Here is a 19,644-nt window from a genome sequence, read left to right on the forward strand (position 1 = left end):
GTGCCAGTTAGCGGATCGGGACGACCTGTTCCGCCTGTGTGGTCCCTTGGGCCCGTGGGTGACGTTGTACTCGACCTTGGCTCCCTCAGCCAGCTCCTTGTAGCCGGTGGTCTGGATCGCGGAGAAGTGCACGAACACATCCGGGCCCCCGTCGTCCTGCTGGATGAAGCCGAAGCCCTTGTCCACGTTGAACCACTTCACAAAGCCTGTCGCCATGCCGTTACTCCTCAGAGGCTGCTGGACGGGAGCATCCCGTCCTCGCTGCAGCCAACCAGATGCCCGGGTGCAACAACGGCATTTCCACCCAATCTGATCAAGTGGCAGAAACCCATCGGCTGCCAAGATCACCTGCGAATCGGTCAAGATCGCCTGCCAGAGGGCAACCTGCCCTCACTGGAGGCAGCCAGCGCGTCGACGGTGCCTCCGGAAGTGGGGTTCTGGCGCACATTCCGTGAATGATCTCGCTGGCTCTCCGGCAGCAGGCGCTAAGGGCTGTCCCGTAAATGATCTCCGGGTCGCTCGGACATGCTTGGCCGTCGTGTGGCCTGCCCGTCTATCCGACGAGGGTGAGGTTGTGCATGCGGGCGATGCCGAGCATGGCGTGGTGGACGCCGTCGCCCTTGAGGCGGCAGTCGCGGAGGATCTTCCAGTTCTTCATGCGGGCGAAGACGTGCTCGACGCGGGCGCGGACCTGCTTGTGGGACCTGTTGTGTTCCTGTTTCCAGTCGGGCAGGTCTTTGCCCTTGCGCCGGCGGTGGGGCATGACGAGCCCGGGCCGGGATAGCCGCCGTCGGCGATCGTCATGGTCTTGCCGACGGCGGCCTTGGCGCCGGATTCCTCCCATGCCTTGCAGTCGTTGCGGTTCCCGGCGAGAGGCCGGCCCACGACGACGACCAGGCGGGTGTCGGCATCGATGACGACCTGGTGGTTGGTGGAGTACCGGTAGTTCTTGGACTGCTCGGCGATGGTGTGGTCGCGGGTAGGGACCAGGGTGCCGTCCACGATCAGCACGGCGTCCTTGCGGAACCGCTGCCTCGGCTTGAACGCAAGGAGCGGGCCGACGTGGTCGATGATCCGGTCGGCCGCCGACTTGGATATCCCGAACAGCGGCGCGAGCTGCCGCAACGTCAGGTTGGTGCGCCAGTAGGCCGCGACCAGCAGTACCCGGTCCTCCAAGGGCAGGCCCCACGGCCGTCCGGGCCTCACGGTGTCGGCGCCTTCGCGGCGCAGCGCAGTCATCAACTTGCGGAAGCCGCGCGGGCTCAGCCCGGTGAACGGGGCTCTCCAGGACGGTTCCGACGCCGTGATCACGCGAGGCATCGCTGGATCATCGCACCTACGGTGGCAGCCTTGGAGGCCAGCCTGACCTCAGAACTCAAACCAGAGGTCGATGTTCGGGTGGACCCGTTCGCGCAGGCAGTTTGAGTGTGAATAGGCCTGCTGCCGCACGGCACCGCCTCGCACCGGGTCAACCGCACCGAACCTGAGCTCGGTCGCTGCCCCGTCCTGGTCGAGATCGATGACCTGATAGCAGAAGCAGCAGGTGGGGTTCGTGTTCAACGATGCCCTCTCATGTCGCCGAGACAACAGCGGCAGCCGCGCTGTCCTGCAGACCCTACGTCGAACAGGACGCCGATAACGGGACGGCCCTTAGGCAGCACGTGAGCGGCGCGGATTGGATGTCACGAGACGCTGGTGGTTCCCGAGTCAAGATCGTTCACGGAATGTGTGCCAGAACCCGTTCCCGTGAACAAAGCCATCGTGTCCTGGCAGGAGAAGAGGGCTGAGGTTACACAGCGCTGTCCGTTCGCTGTAGCTGTACGAAAACAGCGGCTGGACGTTCACGTCGCAGCGTTTGCGGTTACTCGCACGGCATGGCACCCATGTGGCAGCGCAAGCGCGACGAAGAGCAGCACGAGGGGCGGCACCGGGACGCCGGCCGCGAGGGCGGCGCGGGGCCTGATCCGCAGGTGGAGCGCGATGCGCCGGACAAGCCCACGGATATGCGCAAGAAGTCGTGGGGGACGGTGCTGAAGCGGACGCTGAAGGAGTTCAAGGACGACGAGCTGCCCGACCGGGCTGCGGGGCTGACCTACTACGGCATCCTGGCGCTGTTCCCCGCTCTGCTGGTGCTGGTCTCCCTGCTGGGCATCGCGGGGAAGTCGGCGACGCAGGAGGTCTTGGACAACCTCACGAAGCTTGCCCCCGGCGCGGCCCGCGACATCATCACCGATGCGGTGACTCAGCTGCAGTCGTCCGGCGGCACGAGCACCGTTCTGGCGATCGTCGGTCTGGTGGTGGCTCTGTGGTCGGCCTCGGGGTATGTGGCCGCGTTCATCCGCACCTCCAACGCCGTCTACGACATCCCCGAGGGCCGCCCGGTCTGGAAGATCACTCCGCTGCGGCTGGTCCTGACGCTGGTCCTGATGCTCCTGGCCTGCATCAGTGCGCTGCTCGTGGTGCTCACCGGTCATCTCGCCCGGCAGATCGGTACGGCCCTGGGCGTCGGGGACACCGCCTTGACCGTGTGGTCGATTGCCAAATGGCCAGTCCTGGTCGTGCTGGTCACCATCATGATCGCGATCCTGTACTGGGCCTCACCCAACGCGCGTGGCCGCGGCTTCAAGTGGATCACTCCGGGCAGCTTCCTGGCCCTGGTGATCTGGATGATCGCCTCCGCGGGCTTCGCGATCTACGTGGCGAACTTCGCCTCCTACAACAAGACCTACGGCACCCTCGGCGGAGTGATCATCTTCCTGGTCTGGCTCTGGATCACGAACCTGGCGATCCTGCTCGGCCTGGAATTCGACGCCGAGATGGCCCGCGAACGCGCCATCATCGGCGGCCACCCCGAGGACGAAGAGCCCTACGTCGAGCCTCGCGACACGCGCACATGGAGTGATGAGGAGCGCAAGGACCTGGGCGAGCACTGACCCGAGGGTTGGTGGGCCGGATGACGGAAGTAGGTGATCATGCGCCTTCTGGATGACCTCCGTCGCCTCGACCGTCGGCTGACCCGCCGGGCCGCCTCCTGGACCTCACGCTGGGCACGGCAGGTTCTGCCGGCCGTAGAAACCGCGGCCGGGGGATCCAAACTCTGGTGGGGCATGGCCGTCCTCGTGGCTGCAACAGGCGGGCATGAAGCCAGCGCAAGGCTGCGGCAGCGGGGCTGCTGAGTATGGTCACCGCGCAGGTCACCACCGGCCGCGGCCGGGGCGGCCTCGATCAGGAACCATCCGGGCAGCACGGGCAGCACCGCCACACCCGAGGTGGTGACGAAGGAGTGACAGCTACGTAACTCCCCAGGTTGTCAACGCGAGTTGGCTTGTGTTCAATCGCAGGCGTTCCAAGCGCAGCTCCCTGACGGGAGCGAGCGCTGTTGGTCGAGCAGGGGAGGACACATGAAACGCAAGATGGCGCGCGCAGCAGCGATTGGTATGTCCATTGCCGGCCTGCTGCTGGCCGCAAGCCCCGTGGAAGCATAGCCGGGAAGAACGTGCCGTGGACCTACACCACGGATGACAATCCCGGCGGGAAGGCGAAGTTCGGCTGGGACGGCGACCAGATAACGGTGTGTGACGAGCAGTCCGACGGCTACGGCGTGAGAGCCCGAGTCATGAACAGCCAGGGGGCGACGCTGATGATGCTGCAGGACCCCAACAGCACCGACGGTTGTTACACCGGAAGCCGTAACATCACCGACGGAATCGGAGTCCGCGTTGAGGTGTGCCTGTACAAGGGCGGCATATACACCTACTTCTGCCGTATCTCGGACTGGGGCGTCTCCTGAGAGCCGTACGCCCCCTCTGACCTGAGGCGCCGATCTGCCGTGGGTCGGGTGTGAGTATTGCGCCGTCTCGGGATCACTGCCCCAGACGGCGCAACACTGGCGGCCGCACCGGTCGCCGGCCTCGGCAGCGGCGGTGGCCGGGGGAGGAGCCCGCAGACGCCCGTCGGCGTTGCGCTCCAGGGCGGCCGGCCCGTCACCGTGGTGGGGCCTCGGTCCGGCTGCCCACCATGTCCCCACCCGCCAGGGCCGCACGGAGTAATGCCCGGGGGCAGGAAGGCCCTGACCGCTCGGGGAGGTCAGGGCCTTCATACGCCTCGAGGGAAGCTGACGCGGCCCCGAAGCCAGAGCGCGGAATCGGGGGCCGCGGACTGTGCCAGGCCGACGTAGGGATCCAAACAAGTGCACTCGTCGACACACCAACGTGAAAAGCGGCTGGAAGGATACGGCCAGCATCCACAGACCAACTCACAGGCCGTGATTGATCTCAGTGATCACCACGGTTCGACCGATCCCACACATCGTCGAGCCCCGGACCGGGAGATATCGGGCTGGGTATGCCCGGGGTATGGGTGAAGGTTGCGATTGGGTGGAGGAGAGGCGTCACCGCATTGCTCAACACCCTGCTGCAGAGTTGAGCCCGGCATGCGAACTCGAGCCACTCAGCACGCGGTAGTAGACGGCACTTACTCGATCGGGCGCGACCAGCCACCCTGTTCACGCTGTGCTGATCTGCTCGCCCCCAGCGTCAACGGGCAGGGCGCGAGTCGACCGCCGACAACACGGCAGCACCTGGCGGGGCTGTTCACCGGTGACAACGCCTACGCCCTTCGAGCCGCCATGATCGCTTGGACCTCCGTCACCATCACCCTTTCGGTCCTGCTGCTTCACCAACGCTGAACGAGTGCGCGGGTCCCCGTTCGCCCAGAGGCCACCCACGCAAACAAGCCGGACGGTGAGACGCTCAGGGCCGAGCCGTGCTGTCACGCAGGAGCACGAGGAAGCACTCCTGTTCCAGCTGGACTCGCGAATTCGAGAGAGCGCGTGGCTGCTCAGGATAGGCGGAGGGCGCCTGCATACTGCGGTGACAGCTCGGTACACGCCGCTACATGTGCGGCTGGTTGTAGTACCTGGCGAACCGCTCGAGATAGGTGGGCTCGTCGGCGTACTTGGCAGCGTCGAACTCGGGGGCGTCCTTGATCTGCTCCTTGGTCCGGTCGACGTGCACCGTCTCCGCGGCGGTGTCGATCAGCTTGATCGTCCCGGCCGGCAGCAGAACGTGCTTGCCGAAGATCCACACCCCGGTGTCGACGACGAGGTGAGAGGAGCCGACCTCGTCGGAATGCTTGCTGACCTTCCCGATGGCACCGTCGGTGGCCTCGACCTTGTAGCCGATGAGGTCGGTCCCCTGCCGATATCCCGCGGCCGGTTGGTATCCCCAGATGTCGAATTCGCTCATAGCCATGCCTTCCGGGTATGAAGTGTCAGATCGTTGAGAATCTGCCGGGCTTCACCCGAGGTGAAACGGAAGTGCGGAAGTCCCACCCGGCTGTCTGCCCTTCCATCGAGTAACCCGGTCGAGACCCGTAGTCCTCATCGGCGAGGAAGGCGTTCTTTTAGCGCGGGCTCCTCGTCGGAGGGGTGCGTGGTGCTCCAGCACGAGCAGAGGCGCATAGGAAGGTAGTGGGGATGGTGGTAAACGGGGAGCCTTCGGGCCCGGCAGGTGGGGTGCCGGTGCCTCGGGTTCTGTTCGAGACCGCAGCGCTGGAGACGCTCGATCCGGCAGCGGTCGGTGCGGTGTGGCGGCTGGCGGAGCCCGGTCGGCAGGTCGACGCCAATGTCGTCCGGATCCTGCCCGAACGGCGCGTCGAGCCCCACACGGAGCCGGACTTGGACGTCCTTCTGCTGGTCGTGGCCGGAGAGGGCGCGATGGTCACATCCGAGGGAGCGTGTCCGCTGAGCGAAGGTTGCCTCGTCTGGCTGCCCCACGGCTCCACCCGCAGCCTTGTCGCTGGGGAGCGGGGTATGGCGTACCTGACTGTTCACCGACGCCGACCCGGCATGCGGATCCAGCCTGCCGCAAGCCGAGACCCGCAGCCCTGAAGCGAGCCCATCGGCTCGAACGCTCTGACCAGCAGGACGTGGAATCCGTGTCCTGCAGTCGTCTGATGGGCCGAGGGTCCGATGCTGGACTCACTGGTGCGAGCGGCACAGCATGACGGTCGGGGGCTACTCGGGCGGGATCCGTCGGGCCAGGTCTGCAGCGAGTTGCCCGGCGGCCCGGCCGCGGGGCGTGAGGTCGAGCGTCTCCAGCAGGTTTATGAATCCGACCGCTGCCCGGGCCTCTGCCGCGGTGAGCACAGGCAGAAGGGATTCGGTCACATGGTCGCCAGCCACCGGTTCAGGAGTCTCCACGCAGGGATCAACCCCCAGCAGCCTGACAAGGACACGACCGGAAAGGGATCAGGCCTGTTTTCGTTGCCGACGGGGCCTAGATGGTGTCTCGTCGGCGTGCGTTCACCAGGGGATTGATTCCTCGTGTCTGCCGTTGGGTGGGGAGGTGGGGGAGTGCCAGGGCTTGTCCTCGCGGTGCGGGGGCCACGGCCCCGGCTTGGGGATACGGAGTTCGAGCAGGCGGGCGAGGCGGATGCGCTCGCTTGGGGTGGCCCAGGCCTGGTGGCTGTCGAGGAGTTCGACGGTGGCGGTGTCGAAAGCGGCGCCGGTCTGCCGGGTGCGGGTGATGGCGCTGAGGTAGAAGTCCAGGTTCGCGTTGCCCGGCGTGCTGGTGGGGTCGGTCGCGGTGCCGCCGTCCGGGGTGATCCCGAGCTGGAGGGCGGCGAGGCTGGGCAGCGGAGTAGCTGCGCGGGGCAGCACGTTGCCGGTCGAGTACGTAAGTCGCTGTCGGCCACGGGCGTCGCGTGTGTTCAGCAGCGCCATCAGCCTCGTGTTCAGCCTGCGGGCGAGCTCCGTGCGACTGGTTGCCAGCCGCGGCAGTTGGAGGAGCAATTGCCCGTAGTAGGCGGTGTTCAGGGCCTCATTGATGGCTTCCTCGTTTCTGTTGTTCGGGTCCGCGCGGTGGAGGGTTTCGTGCGAGAAGGCGTCACCGAGCAGCCGGAAGTCCTCGTAGCGGTAGGGCTGGTTGAAAACGATGAAAGGCCGTGGATCGGTGGCGGGCCCAAGCAGGACCATGGCAATCGCTTCAGGACGCGGTGTGATGCCGAAGATGACGCGCGAGTAGATGCCGTCGCGGATCGCTTGGATGCTGGCCGCGCCGGGGCTGCCGGCCAGGGAGGCGAGGGCGGCGCGCAGGTTCGGATCGGGCACGATGGCGGCGACCTGCTGGCTGTTGAAGACGGCAAGCCCGTCTTCCACCGCACGGCGGCCCCGTGGCTTGAGGGTGGTCTTGAGCTGCTTGACCAGTTCTTCGGCGGTGATCGCGCGGGGTGGCGCGGGCTGCATCGGTGGCCCATCGGGATAGGCTCCCGTGCTCAGCAGGCTCAGGTCGGTGGGTGGGAACGGCGGCTGGGCCAGCTGCCGCAGGGACACGTCAGAGGGCTTGTGCTCGCCTTGGCCCTGGGAGTGGGAGAACGTATCCCGAGGCGCCACCACTGGGGCTCCGGCGACAGCCGCGCACGGTGTGGCCAGGACGACGGCGACAGTCATGGCGAGGGCGGCAGCGCGGCGACGCGCGGAGGGTGCGACCATGCCCCACTGCTATCCGACCGCCGCACCCCAGCCGTGCCAACCCGCCACGGGGACCTGCCGTTTCACCCGCATGACGGCTGTGTGGCCGACTCGCTTCGCGCCTTCGACGCGATTCCGATGCCCCAACCCTCCAGCGGCCCCCACGTGGTCAAGCCCGACGTCGCAGCTCAGCGGCTGCGGGGTTGATCAGTCGGGAAGCTCGGAGCGGCTGGTGGCCAGCCTACGGGCAGCTGCTGCTGGAGCAGCCTGGGAGCGCTGGGTGAAGACGATCTCCGGGCCACCTGGGCTGATGACGACTTGCGCGGTGGCGGCCGGGTTCGGGGGTGTGCCGAGCGTCCGGCGAGACGACCTCCCCGGCCTCCACACTCTCGCCGCAGGCATCGACCGTGACCGCAATGCGGTCATCGCAGGCCTTACCCTGCCATGGAGCTCGGGCGTCGCCGAAGGGCACGTCAATCGAATCAAGATGCTCAAGCGTCGGATGTTCGGCCGGGCCGGCTTCGCCCTCCTCTGCAAACGCGTCCTGCTCTACTCGTGAAGCAGGCAGTCAAGGCATGTATGGCGTCACTAACCTGGCGCCCGTCCATGCCCCACTTGAGGTCGCGCCATTCTCAGCGGACGGTCCACTCGTCCCTAGGAACGCAGTCATGCACGGTGTGAGCCCAACCGTCGAATCGCGCGAAGACCGGTCGTGACAGCAGGATGTCGCCGGCTCGTTGCGCACGCACCATGATCCCGAGCGCGTCCGACGCCGCATCACCCTCGACAGAGATCATGGGACTCGTGCCGCGCCCCTCTTCGTAGTCGTGGAACTCGTCCGTCAGCTCGGAAGGCACCCGCCCAACCAACTGCATCCCGTCCATCGAGACCAGTGGTCCACACAGTGCGTCGACGACTACGCAGGCCAGCCCGCCGGATTCCCTGTAGTAGACGGTGACGGCCCTTACGTACGCCGGGGCGGTCATGTCGCGAAAGACGGCCTGGAGCACAAGGGCGCCGTGTCGCTGGTGCATGGAGGAGACGGTTCCAGTGAACCCATGGAGCCCCATCGCGGCGCCGGCTTCCTCGTGACTCATGCCGAACCGGAGCGGGCCCACGCTCTCGAAGGGGGTGTAGTGCCACTGCACTCGATCGGAGTCGTTCACGACAGACCACATAGTCCGGCCATCTCATCACACGCCACCTACATCACACTCAGTCAGCCCTCCACGGAAAGTGAGCCAGAACCCGACTTTGGGAAGCACTCCGGGGGCGCGGCCAATCGAACAGTTCAGGAGATCGGGCAGCGCCTTGCGGTCGGATGCCTGTCTCAGCGGGGCAGGCCGACAGCGCGGGTGATGATCGCGTCGAAGGCGCGGTCGGGCAGGACGCGGCGCAGGGCGATCAGCGGCCGCGCGCCGAAGCCGGTGGCGTAGCGGGTCCGGGGGCGGCGTGCAGTGACGGCCTTGCCGATGATGTCGGCGATGACGGAGGGCGGGGAGTTGCGGTTGGTGTTGGCCTCGGAGCGCAGGGAGGAGGCAACGGCGGCGGCCTGGGCGGTATAGGGGCCGTCGCTGGATGACTTCTCCAGTTTGTCGGCGGCGATGGCGCCCCATTCGGTGGCGATGCCGCCGGGTTCGATGACGACGACGTCGATGCCGAAGGGCTTGGCCTCCAGGCGGAGGCAGTCGCTGAGGGCTTCAAGGGCGAACTTGGTGCCGTGGTACCAGCCGCCGAGCGGGGTGTAGATCTTCCCGCCCATCGAGGTGACGTTGACGACGATGCCGGATCGCCGGGTGCGCATGTGAGGCAGGACGAGCTGGGTCAGGCGGATCGCGCCGAAGACGTTGACCTCGAACTGGCGGCGGGCCTCGTCCAGGGGCACGTCCTCCAGTGCGCCGTACGAGCCGTAGCCGGCGATGTTGGCGAGCACGTCGATTCGCCCGGTCTCGCCCATGATGTGCTCGACGCCGGCGCGCATGGAGTCGTCGTCGGTGACGTCCATGGCCAGGGGGCGGATGCCGTGCTCGGCGAGCTGGTGGAGGCGGTCGCTGCGGCGGGCGGCTCCGTAGACGGTGTAGCCGAATTCCTGCAGCTTGAGAGCGGTGGCTTCGCCGATACCGGAGGAGGCACCGGTGACGAGGGCGGTCTTGGCGGGCATGGCGAGGTCCTCACAGTTAAGATGAACTCAGGTTCACTATCTATCCTGAACCAAGGTTCACCTTGATGCAAGTGGAAGGGCAGGCACCTCCCGTGACCCAGGCCAGGGCGCCGCGCGCCGACGCGGTCCGCAACCGCAAGAAAATCCTCACCGCCGCCGGCGAGCAGATCACCGCACACGGCCCCGAGGTGGGGATGGACGAGATCGCCGCCGCCGCGGGCGTGGCCGTCGGCACCCTGTACCGGCACTTCCCCACCAAGACCGACCTGGTCGCCGCCGTCGTCGCCGAATACGTCGCCCGCGTCGCCGACGACGCCGAGGCCGCGCTCACCCGCGTCGCCGACGGCACCGGCCGAGCCCTCGACGAGCTCACCGCGTTCCTCGGCCGTGTCGTCGAGCAGTCCGTGACCGACCGCGCGGTGAAGGCCGCCGCGCGGACTCTCGGGGCAGAGCCGGGCGACCACGCCGCCGAGGAGCGCGCGGGCTCGGCCGTTGCCGGCCTCATCCGGGCCGGGCAGGCCGACGGAGACATCCACGCGGACATCACCGTCAACGACATCTACCTGCTGTTCTCCACCGCACCCACCGACCAGCCACCCGCTGCCCGCGTCCGCTGGCTCGCCCTCGTCACCCCCGGACTGACCACCCAGGCCCGCCGAACAGCGAGCTGACCGCTGGAACTGGGACAGCGAGCCGAACGGCGCTGTCGTTTCCCATGGACATCGAACACGGCCCCGCCAGGGTGCTGTCCGCAGTCGCGAACATGAGCTGTCGAAACTCGGTTCAGGCACAGATCTTGGGGAGCCGTAGCGGAGGGTGACAGCTTTGTTCGATTGCAGGGAGGGGCGGCGACCTCGGGGACCGTCAGCGTTTACGCATTCTGGTCCACCACCAGCGCGTCGTCGCCCACTCGTTGCAGTTGGGTTCCGGCAAAGTGCGGCGCTCGAATTCCTCATCGACGCGTGATCAATCGGCCCAGTCCCGTTTGGCTCCGGGCGGAAGGTACAGCATCGCCCAACACGGAGGAGGACCAGGACCGGCTGTCCGCGTGGCTGGCCACTGAGCTGTGCCGGTGGAGCTGTCGCGTGACCGCCTCACGGCCGCGGTTGTGGCCCGGTGCCGCAACCATCACATTGGACTGCTGGCGCCCGGGCAGGTGCGGCGGCTGGTCGGCAAGGCGGTCAAGGGCTTCGAGAAGCGGCGGTTCTGCTGCATACGCTGGATCGGCTCAGCCACACGACCCGCTCGCGGCGGGAGGGCCTGATCGCGGGCGACGGAGCCGAGCAGGGCACGGACGGCGACGGAGCGGCGGCGGAGGCGGGAGGTCGCCCTTCCCCGAGCTGAGACGGACTTCGGCGCCCCGGGGCCTGGCAGGTCCGGCCGGGGCTGAGCTGCGCGTCAGGCGAGGCCAGGCTGGCCCACTCGATGAACTGGTTCCAGGAGACGTTCGACGCCACGTGCAGCGCCACCCCCTTGCTCCTGCACAGGGTCCAACACCTTGGAGCGCAACGCCGTCGCCCCGACCGGCACTCGCATCATCACCGAGACGACCATGGCCACCCTGGGCCAGGCTGTCCGCAAGGTGATGATCGCTCTGGCAGACGCCGACGCATGGCGCGAGCCGGGCGCCATCGAGACGCAGTTCCAGGCGCACCGACTCCTGGTTGCAGGGATAGCCGAGCGGTTCAGCGTCAAGCCGCGATATACCTGATCCCCGAAGCGCTTGCTGCCGCTCCCCGACGGCCATGCCCGCGGGGAGTGGCGGGGACCCCTGTGAGTGCCCGCAGACTCTCGTGGGTGCTGTAGCGCGCGGCGGTGACGGCGCCGACCGTCATGGCGGTGTGGGCGAGCAGCTGGATGTCGCCGACCTCGACCGTGGGTACCAGGTCGAGATTCAGGCCCACCACCGCCACAAGGCGCCGGCCCGCGCTGCGACGGCCTCTACTTGCTGCGTGCTCCCCGCGCTGTCTCAGGACGTCATGGCCGGTCTGCGGCAACGAGAGCACTCTGCGTGTGGCGGGCCATTTATTCGCCGGTTTCAGGAGCACGGCCCGACCAGCAGCGCGAGCTCGGCCGCGATCACACCGGCTGCCGCCAGACGCCACAGCCGGACGTCGCGGGCCGTGAGGTTGCCCAGGTGCCGGCAGACGAAGGCGGGAACGGCGTGCTGGCCGCGCGGCAGCCGGTCCTTGACCTAGGCGACGTCCTCACTATGGCCACCGGCAGCGCCGCTCGGGATGCTGAGCCGTGCGCCCAAGCCCGAGCGGGGTAGGAACCACGAAGCCACCTCGGCTGTTCGGCGCTGGCCAACCCTCAGCGCCCTACAGGCTGGTCATGGCCAGGGTGATGATGAGCTGCCCGGCCGCGAGGTGGTAGGTGAGGTCGAGACCGCTGTCGATCAGGGTAAGGACGGCGTGATGCTGGGCGGCGGGGATGACGGCGATCTGGTTTCCGTTGCGGTTGACCTTGATGGTTGCCGGCTTCTTACCTGGGTTTGTCAGGTTGACTGGCCCGCCCTCGGAGCCCGGGCCTACCCGTGCAAGAGGAATGCTCACGGGATGGCCTCGCAGCAGTTCGTTGAGCGGGTTAGTTGGCTTGCTCACGTAGTCGAGGAGATCCTCGACCTCGTAGGCGTTGGCCTTGTATGCGGTGGTCCAGCCGTCGATCTGCTGATCGGCGATCCAGGCTCGGAGCTGCCCTGAGGCAATGCCGGACTCGGCTGCGGCGCGGCCGATCTGGTGGGCCAGGCGGCGGGAGGTGATGCCGGAGGTCAGTAGCGTGATGGCCTGCTGGGTGTCGACGCCGTGCCGGATGTGCCAGGCCGTTTGTGCGAACAGGCGGGGCGTGGTGGGGGTCAGCAGGGGGTGGGTGTTCACGAGGTTGACTAGGGCTCCGGCTGTCCAACTGATCGCGTGTTCGAATGCCTGCTTGATGCTCTGGACGGTCAGCTCCAGCATCTGGGGATGGGATGGGGTGCTGTCGGGCGTCCAGGTGCGGGCCAGTTCCGGGATGGAGGTTCCGGAGATCCAGTCCCGGACCGCGTTGTCGATCGGCACGTCGAATGTGAGGCTCTTGGTCTGCTGGTTGGTGAGCTTCCAGCTCCCGCTGGCCTCGGGCGTCAGCAGAAGGTTCTTGAAGGCGCCCTGCTCGGTAAGGAAGCCCAAGGTCTTCTCCAGCGGCCACTCGGGCGGCCCGAAGAAGACGCTGATCTCGTCCTCCGGGACTGTGAAGGAGAGGAGTTGCTCCGCGAGGCGTCGAGCGAGTTGGTCGAGGAAGCGGGCGGATCCGATGTTGGTTCCGGTGCTCGCCCACCGGCGGGTCGAGACGGGGTCGGTGGCATCGTAGACCGCAGTGACCTTCTCAGCGAGCACCATCCAGCGGGCCGGGACGGAAGGGTCGTCGGCCTGTTCCATCGCGAGCAGCGACCGCACCGGGTCTAGCCGGTCGCCGGGCGCGCGGAGCGTCTCGGCATGGGTCTGCAGGACGAGCCACACGAACGCGGCGAAGTCGGCCGCTACGGTTCCCATCACGCTGAACAGGCCGTCGAGCGAGTTCTGCAGCTGCCACTCGGCATGAGCCAGTGACCGCAGGGCGTCTTCGCTGAGCAGTTCGGAGGTGACGGTAAGCCGCTCGCTGTCGGGGGTGAGCGTCTCGAACTCCGCGGCCTGGGGCGGGTAAGGGCGGGTAAGGATGACCCACCCCTCGCTCTCGCGCCCGGCCCGGCCGGCCCGGCCGATGGCATTGAGCAGTTTCGCGGGACTGAGGCCGTGCTGGTTCCCGCGTGTGGGATCACCCTCGACCGTGTGGTTGATGATGACGGTGCGCACCGGGAGGTTGACGCCGTCGGTGAGGGTGGTAGTGCTGGCGATGGCCAGCAATTCTCCGTCTCGAAGACCTTGTTCGACGGCGTGGAGGACGTCGTCGGGAAGGTCGGCGTGGTGGAAGGCGACGCCGTGGCGGGTGCAGTCGACCAGGGGGTGCTGCTCGCCGAGGGTCTCGGCGAGGAACTCGGTGAGCGCCGCCGCCTTGGGGCGGACGTCCAAGTGCTCGGCCATGGCGCGTGCGGCGTTCCTGGCGATGACCTTGCTGGCGACGACCATCAGGACGCTGCCGGCCCGGGTCAGGGCGGCGGCGCCGGCGGCGAACACCTCGTAGTCCGCGATACCGCCCGCGAGCTTGGTAGCAGCCTTCCACTGCCAGGAGTTGGGGGAGGCGTACGCCCTGGTGCCGACGCCGGGGATGGTCAGGCCGAAGGTGCCGCTGGTGGCGGTCGGCCGAATGTCGAGCCGGGGGGCCACCGGCACAGTGGCCCGGATGGTGGAGGGCTGGTTCTTGCTTGGCTTGCGCGGCGTGCGCTCGGCCTGGTCCTTGAGCAGCTTCGGGTACATGAGGCCGTGAAGCCGCCGCGGGCCACGCCAGTCGTCGGTGAAATACACCTCCTCCGCCGGCCGTTCCGGGTCCAGCCACGACGCCAGAGCACCCCGGTTGCCGACAGCGGCAGACAGCAGCACCAGCCGGGTGTCGGAGCGGGTCCGCAGAAGGGCGAGCAGGCTCTCCAGCACGAAACCGCGCCGGCCCTGCGCGAGGTGGTGGGCCTCGTCGACGACGATGAGGCTGACCTCGTCCAGCGCTGCGCCCGGGTTGTTGCGGATCACGTGCATGAGCCGCTCCGGGGTCACGATGTCCACGTCCCCGACGAGGGAGCCGCTGCCGTCGGCGAGCGGGAAGTCCGGCTGCTCGGCGACCAACTTGCGTTCCAGCAGCCGCAGCCGGCCCCGCAGCGCGGCCCGCATCTCCCGGCCCAGGCTGCGCATCGGCGACACATAGACCACGCGGCCGGACTTCTGCGCCAGGTGGGAACAGATCACCAGCTGGGCCATCAGCGTCTTGCCCGCGCTGGTGGGCACGCTGATCAGGCTCCGGCCGGTGGAGGGGTCGACCGGGTTGCCCCGCTCCAGGTTCAGCAACTGGCACTGCGGGCGCCACAGGGTCATCACCGGCGGATCGGACATCGCGAAGGTCCGGGCGACCGCATCCGGAGTTCCCTCCGGGAGTAGCGTGTACAAGCTACTGGCGGCCATCTCGCCGCTCAGGCTGAGGAGGTGGGCCGCGACCCACCGAGCGGACGGGTCACTGCGGCCAGCCCGGCCGTCGAGCACGCTGCCCAGGAGGTCCTGTGCACCCTGCAGGCGGTCCGGATCGCCGAACGAGAGGAACAGGCGTAGGAGGTGGACGGCTTCGACGACGGCTTCGGCAGGTCCGTACATCGTGCCCGCGAGCGGATCGCCGTCCATCAGCTCACGGAGCTCCGCGAACTGCCGACGCCAGGCGGACAGGACCCGGTTTAGGTCTGGCCGGTCGAAGCTCAGGAACACGACACCGGCCTCCAGCGCCAGGGTGTCGATGTGTGCCGGGAGCGAGGAAGCGAAGTTCACCAGGTTCTTGACCTGGCGGTAGACGGCGGTGGCGTTGGGCTCTTGCTCGCACCGGCGGTACCCGGCCTGGGCGGCGAAGGCGATCCTCAGCCGCTCGGTCGGGGAGTGTCGCTCGTCGGCCAGGGCCAGGTCCATCACGTGCGCGCTGACCGCGAGGGCCTGCCGGGTCCGCATCGGGTCGAACCCAGGAGTCTCGGGCTCGACCGCGGCCAGTCCGTGCAAGAGCCACGCCGTCGCCAGCACATCGTCCGGAATCTCCTGGGTTCTGCCGAAGGCCGCGATCTCCAGTTGGGTGATGGCCGCCAGCAGTTCTTGCGCCGAGGGCAGGACCCCGCCGGGGCGGAATTCACCGAGGGCAGTTGCAAGTACAGCCGGATCTAGAGTGCGGTCCACACGTACTTCCTCACCTGATGGGCGAAGCCCTCCAGATCGTCGATCGCCACCACCAGGCCCTGCAGCGCGCCGGGGTGCTTGTGGGTAGTGAAGTGCTCGTGCGCGAGGTGGAAAGCCTTCGTCGGGGTCGCCGTGGCGTTCAGTGCGACGCTGACGCCGGCGCCGGCCGACTCCTCCTCATCGACCCACTGCTCGGCCAGACTGCCCACGAACTCCCGGGTGTCGTCAGCGAGCAGTTTGTCGCCCCAGGAGAGCATTCCCAGGTAGGTTCCCGCTTTGGCGTTGAGCTGCGTCCAGCCATTTCGGATTGCTCCATCAGGCTGGTTCGCTTCCCCGGTGTACTTCTTCATCTCCCACAGGCGGAAGGAGAAGCCCCGGGCCGTTCCGTCTTCCCGGTAGACGATGAGTCCGTCGCCGCCTCCGTCGTTGACGGCGGCCTTTGGCGGTCCGAGGATCTCCACAGGGCGCGCTGGATCCTGGGGCAGATCGCGGGTCAGGAGGTACCAGAGCCACTCACCCACGTACCCGGCCAGCCCGTGGTTGCCCTTCTTCCTCGCGGCTGCCGCTTCGAAGACGGGCTTCACGAAGTACTCCACCAGGACGTGGTCTTTCCCGGTCAGCTTCGCCCTGTTCAAGGTGGCATCGCGCCACCGTTCGTAGCTCCGTGGCCGCCCGCCGGTGCGTTCCCGCATGATCTCGTCGGCAACGATCCACCCGGCGGCTGCCCGGTCCTCGGGACTGGTACTGAGGGTCACAACGAGCTCCCAGCGACACGTCTGGTCGTCTCCTCTGGGCTCCCGTCGTACCAGGTCGGCCAGCCGCCCGCCGACGGCCGTCGCTCGGGCCAGCGCCTGCGCGGGCGAAACGTCTGCCACCCGACCCCCCTGCTCGTCCCAGACCACCGCGCCGTACCGCTTGGGCGCTGGGGGCCGAGGTGGCCCTCGGCAAGGTCACCCTATCGAGTTGGCCGTGCCGGACCCGAAGGATAGTTGGCAGACTGCAGATGACCTGCACTGGACGACCGCAACCCGCTCGAAGGCCATCTCGCCGCTTTCCTGACCGCGGGCTTCTTGGGCTGTCTCAGGACGTCACGGCAGCGCCCAGGTAACGAGTGCACCCTGAGCGGGTCGGTCAGCCGAACCCGGCCATTCACGCGCCGGTTTCCGGAGCGGATTGGGGGCGAAAACACCGCCCGACCAGCCCGTGGAGTGTAATGTGCATGGTATAGTTGTCTTGTTGCTCCGGCGGTGGCAGTCGGCCAGCACACCGAATCCGTATCTCACTCCCCAGGGAGAGCTATGACCACGCCCACGACGCAGGTCGCTACCTCCGGCACCGCGAAGACGGAGGGAAAGCAGCCCGTTAAGCCGACCGCCGAATTCGTCGGAAGTCACGCGGAGGTCATCGACGCTCTGAATTTCGCTGAATTCGGAATTGCTCCGAAGGCTCAGCCGCCCGCGCAGCGCGGTGTACTGATCGAGACCGGCCGGAACTGGATCGTCTTCAGCGCCCACGACTTCGAGACCTCCGTGTCGGTCACGATGCTGGCCGCGACACCGCTTGCGAAGGGCTCCTCGCTCCTCGACTTCCCCGAGCTGAAGAAGACCCTCGCGGCCATGGTCGCCGGGGAGATCAAGGCCGTCGCCGCCCGGACCCGCGTCTCGCTCGACGGAGACCTGCTGGCAACCGAACACCTCACGGTGCCCGTCACCACGCACGACATCCACGAGTACACCAAGCCGCTGGACCCCGTGCCCACCATGGACGCGCAGGCCTGCCTCCGCCAACTCAACCGCGTACTGCCCACCGCAGGCCGCGACGACACGCTGCCCACGCTCACCGGCATCCAGATCACGCTGGACGGCGAGACGCTCACCATGACGGCCACCGACCGCTACCGGTTCGCCGTCGCGGAAGTCCCCGTCACCGCCACCGCACTGCCGTCGGAGAAGCCGCTGGCTGCGCTCATCCCGGCCGACACCCTCTCCGCGCTGGCCAAGCGGCTGAAGACCCAGGACGGCCCCGTGGGCATCGGCATTCTCGAAGACGACCACGCCGACGGGGAGCCTGTGGCCAACTGGCCCGTCGCCCGCGCGACCCTCTCGCTGGGCGCCGTCACCGTCACCATGCGCTCGCTGGACGGCAGCCTCCCCAAGCACCGGACGCTGTTCCCTAAGATCTGCGAGACGTCGGTCCAGCTCGACCGCGCCACGACCGTCCGGGCAGTGAAGAAGTGCCAGGCCATCCTGAACGCCAAGGGCAGCAAGGGCATCCCTGTGGTGTTCGCCTGGGACGCCGACGGCGACCTCACGCTCGCCCCCCGTCTGGACACGGCCGAAGCCGCAGCCCGCACCAAGGGCATGCCAATCCCGATGGCCATCACCCACGGCACCGGCGAAGGGCTGCGCGGAGGCCTCGCCGCCTTCAACCCCGCCTTCCTCCTCGACGCGCTCAGCGCGTTCACTAGCGACACCGTGACGCTGCACCTGGGCGAGATGAAGGACGGGCGGATCAGCAAGCCCGGGCTCTTCACCGAGGGTCCCGAGATGGCCAGTCAGAACTACAAGCACCTGGTGATGCACGTTCGCGTCGGCTGAACGAGCAGCGGTATGCGCGGGGGTGGGATCTACAGGACCCGCCCCTGCGCTCCCGGAGAGGAGTGGCACCCTGCCGACAAGCTCTTGTCCGCTCGCACTCGTCGAGGACGAGGCCCAGACTTCCCCGCGAGGTGCTATGCCTCGCTGAGTCCCAGAACGACGCTTCGGCATTTCGTGGCGAGGAACCACGCCCAGAGCCCTACGGCGGCCCCTGTCAGGTCGAGTGCGAGCACGACGACGCAAGCGACGAAGAACAGGGCACATGTGGCCCTCTCGGAGAGATCGCCCGGAGTCCAGGTACTCTCCCGGAGCCTGACGGTCTTCTCATCCAGCTCGGACGCCTCCGTCTCACGCAGTCGGTGCAGGTTGCGGATGGACCCGATGGCCTTCTCGACCAGTGTCCTTCCGTCCGGTGTTCCGCTCTCCAGACGGGCAGCCTGCTCGGCAATCTGGTGCTCTTGCTGGTGTAGGTATCGCTCGATCTGCGTGAGCGTCTTGTCATCCGTGACCTGCAACCACTTGTTGCGCAGCGCGTCGCCAAGGTCGGCTACACGGTCCATCTCGCCTGTCGGCAGGCGCTCGGAGGCAAGCGCTTGGGACCACAGCGCATCCGTAGTCAGCACGTCCAAGGCATGGACAAGCCATCCCTGTGCCGCCACGTCATCGGACAAGTAGCTCATCCAAGCCTCCTTCTCTGGCACTCCCTCTCACAGAAGCCCCCAAACGCGTCGACAGCGATCCGAGTACGCCGAACGGGGCTGCGGCCGGGTTGTCCCCGTGCGCGCGAGGGTGATGGGTGTCGCGGGCTCTTCGCTGTTGGGCGTCATCCGTTTCACGGGCGTGATGCCGTCTGCGGTGGGGCTGGCGTCTCCTGCCGCAGGGCAAGCGGCGGATCGGCTGACCGAAGCCTTGGGCGTGCCGCTGCCGCGGTGCCGGCCGCGGGTGACGACTGCAGCCGTTGGCCACCTGGTGAAGGCGGGTCTGTGGGTTTGGCTCGGAGCGGACGCGGCGTGCCCCGACGTCCCCCGGACCAGGTGGCAGCTCTCGCCTATCCCGACTCCGTCGGCCGCCTCCTTTGAGTACGGCCGGGAGCATGCAGTCTGTTCGGGAGACCAGAAGCCCCCTCAGCACCCAGCCGCGGCACGCATCGCAGGGTTCGACGTCACCCACGAACAGGAGCGACGTCACCTGGTAACGGAGGACGGCGACAAACCGTTCGCGGTGGGTTTCGCGGAGGCGGGCCGGGCGGGGCTGGTGGCCTGGCGGGCCCCCTCCGCTGAGGCGGCCGGGTCAGCCGGCCGTCCATCTCCGCGAGCGGCTGACCCGGCCGCCCGATGCCGCGAACTCTTCAGCTTCGGTGGGGGCTGGCTCGTGGTGTCCGCGCCGTCGGCTGTTCGTACGAGGGTGCCCTTCAGGCCGTCGGCGCCTTCTTCGTGGTGTCCTGCCCGCCCCCGCCCTCCTGCCTTGGCCTGCCCGCGCCGGCCTTGGCCTTGGCCCCTCGGGTGGCCTGGACATGGTCTAGGTGTGGCCGTTGGCGGTGAGGGTGAGGGTGATGGTGCCTTGGGTGTAGCCGGTGAGGAGGTGGCG

15 protein-coding genes and 1 pseudogene are annotated in these 19,644 nt (G+C 67.7%); 6 read left to right on the forward strand and 10 right to left on the reverse strand.

What is annotated here, in order from left to right; all coding sequences use genetic code 11:
• The 3 genes and pseudogenes from ACFQ7Q_RS33750 to ACFQ7Q_RS33760 form a co-directional block, all read right to left on the reverse strand.
• On the reverse strand, positions 1-216 hold a 216-nt coding region (locus ACFQ7Q_RS33750; protein ID WP_383561916.1), incomplete at its 3' end, for a cold-shock protein.
• A gap of 337 nt (positions 217-553) precedes the next feature.
• A pseudogene (locus ACFQ7Q_RS33755) lies at positions 554-1,320 on the reverse strand (transposase).
• Positions 1,321-1,368: 48 nt separating this feature from the next.
• Positions 1,369-1,560 (reverse strand): hypothetical protein, encoded by a 192-nt coding sequence (locus ACFQ7Q_RS33760; RefSeq protein ID WP_383561918.1) that lies wholly within the window; start codon positions 1,558-1,560, stop codon positions 1,369-1,371.
• Positions 1,561-1,883: 323 nt separating this feature from the next.
• Here ACFQ7Q_RS33760 and ACFQ7Q_RS33765 point away from each other — a divergent pair, with 323 nt between their 5' ends.
• Both ACFQ7Q_RS33765 and ACFQ7Q_RS33770 read left to right on the forward strand, forming a co-directional pair.
• Positions 1,884-2,933 carry a YihY/virulence factor BrkB family protein gene (locus tag ACFQ7Q_RS33765; protein WP_383561942.1) on the forward strand — a complete coding sequence of 350 codons (1,050 nt, stop codon included), beginning with the start codon at positions 1,884-1,886 and terminating at the stop codon, positions 2,931-2,933.
• Between the two features lie 563 nt (positions 2,934-3,496).
• Positions 3,497-3,790, forward strand: coding sequence for a hypothetical protein (locus ACFQ7Q_RS33770; RefSeq protein WP_383561920.1), 294 nt, complete (start codon positions 3,497-3,499; stop codon positions 3,788-3,790).
• 1,102 nt (positions 3,791-4,892) lie between these two features.
• On the opposite strand, the gene ACFQ7Q_RS33775 is transcribed toward ACFQ7Q_RS33770, so the two are convergent.
• Together ACFQ7Q_RS33775 and ACFQ7Q_RS33780 are read right to left on the reverse strand one after the other, a co-directional pair.
• A complete protein-coding gene (locus ACFQ7Q_RS33775) occupies positions 4,893-5,246 on the reverse strand; it encodes a PRC-barrel domain-containing protein (RefSeq protein WP_383561944.1) in 354 nt (117 codons plus the stop codon).
• A 1,058-nt stretch (positions 5,247-6,304) separates the two neighbouring features.
• The gene (locus ACFQ7Q_RS33780) at positions 6,305-7,333 is read right to left on the reverse strand and encodes a hypothetical protein (protein ID WP_383561922.1); all 1,029 of its coding nucleotides are present in this window, start codon (positions 7,331-7,333) and stop codon (positions 6,305-6,307) included.
• A gap of 418 nt (positions 7,334-7,751) precedes the next feature.
• Between ACFQ7Q_RS33780 and ACFQ7Q_RS33785 the strand changes: the two genes are divergently transcribed.
• A complete protein-coding gene (locus ACFQ7Q_RS33785; RefSeq protein ID WP_383561924.1) occupies positions 7,752-8,030 on the forward strand; it encodes a hypothetical protein in 279 nt (92 codons plus the stop codon).
• Between the two features lie 73 nt (positions 8,031-8,103).
• Here ACFQ7Q_RS33785 and ACFQ7Q_RS33790 read toward each other — a convergent pair whose 3' ends face one another.
• Both ACFQ7Q_RS33790 and ACFQ7Q_RS33795 read right to left on the reverse strand, forming a co-directional pair.
• Complete coding sequence (locus tag ACFQ7Q_RS33790) at positions 8,104-8,619, reverse strand: hypothetical protein (protein ID WP_383561926.1); 516 nt, start codon at positions 8,617-8,619, stop codon at positions 8,104-8,106.
• 182 nt (positions 8,620-8,801) lie between these two features.
• On the reverse strand, positions 8,802-9,632 hold the full coding sequence (locus ACFQ7Q_RS33795) for an oxidoreductase (RefSeq protein WP_383561928.1): 831 nt from the start codon (positions 9,630-9,632) through the stop codon (positions 8,802-8,804).
• 92 nt (positions 9,633-9,724) lie between these two features.
• On the opposite strand from ACFQ7Q_RS33795, the gene ACFQ7Q_RS33800 reads away from it, so the two are divergent.
• Complete coding sequence (locus ACFQ7Q_RS33800) at positions 9,725-10,303, forward strand: TetR/AcrR family transcriptional regulator (protein ID WP_383561930.1); 579 nt, start codon at positions 9,725-9,727, stop codon at positions 10,301-10,303.
• An 827-nt stretch (positions 10,304-11,130) separates the two neighbouring features.
• Positions 11,131-11,343 carry a hypothetical protein gene (locus ACFQ7Q_RS33805; RefSeq protein WP_383561932.1) on the forward strand — a complete coding sequence of 71 codons (213 nt, stop codon included), beginning with the start codon at positions 11,131-11,133 and terminating at the stop codon, positions 11,341-11,343.
• A gap of 610 nt (positions 11,344-11,953) precedes the next feature.
• Here ACFQ7Q_RS33805 and ACFQ7Q_RS33810 read toward each other — a convergent pair.
• Together ACFQ7Q_RS33810 and ACFQ7Q_RS33815 are read right to left on the reverse strand one after the other, a co-directional pair.
• Positions 11,954-15,460, reverse strand: a complete 3,507-nt coding sequence (locus ACFQ7Q_RS33810) for a DEAD/DEAH box helicase (RefSeq protein WP_383561934.1) — start codon at positions 15,458-15,460, stop codon at positions 11,954-11,956.
• A complete protein-coding gene (locus ACFQ7Q_RS33815) occupies positions 15,445-16,335 on the reverse strand; it encodes a hypothetical protein (RefSeq protein WP_383561936.1) in 891 nt (296 codons plus the stop codon). The genes ACFQ7Q_RS33810 and ACFQ7Q_RS33815 overlap by 16 nt, the downstream gene beginning before the upstream one ends.
• A 423-nt stretch (positions 16,336-16,758) precedes the next feature.
• Between ACFQ7Q_RS33815 and ACFQ7Q_RS33820 the strand changes: the two genes are divergently transcribed.
• Positions 16,759-18,057, forward strand: a complete 1,299-nt coding sequence (locus ACFQ7Q_RS33820; RefSeq protein ID WP_383561938.1) for a hypothetical protein — start codon at positions 16,759-16,761, stop codon at positions 18,055-18,057.
• Between the two features lie 134 nt (positions 18,058-18,191).
• Here the strand turns inward: ACFQ7Q_RS33820 and ACFQ7Q_RS33825 are convergent, their stop codons facing one another.
• Positions 18,192-18,737 (reverse strand): hypothetical protein, encoded by a 546-nt coding sequence (locus tag ACFQ7Q_RS33825; RefSeq protein ID WP_383561940.1) that lies wholly within the window; start codon positions 18,735-18,737, stop codon positions 18,192-18,194.
• Positions 18,738-19,644 lie beyond the last annotated feature (907 nt).

Source organism: Streptomyces sp. NPDC056527 (assembly GCF_042794475.1).
In the GTDB taxonomy this organism is placed as follows: domain Bacteria; phylum Actinomycetota; class Actinomycetes; order Streptomycetales; family Streptomycetaceae; genus Streptomyces.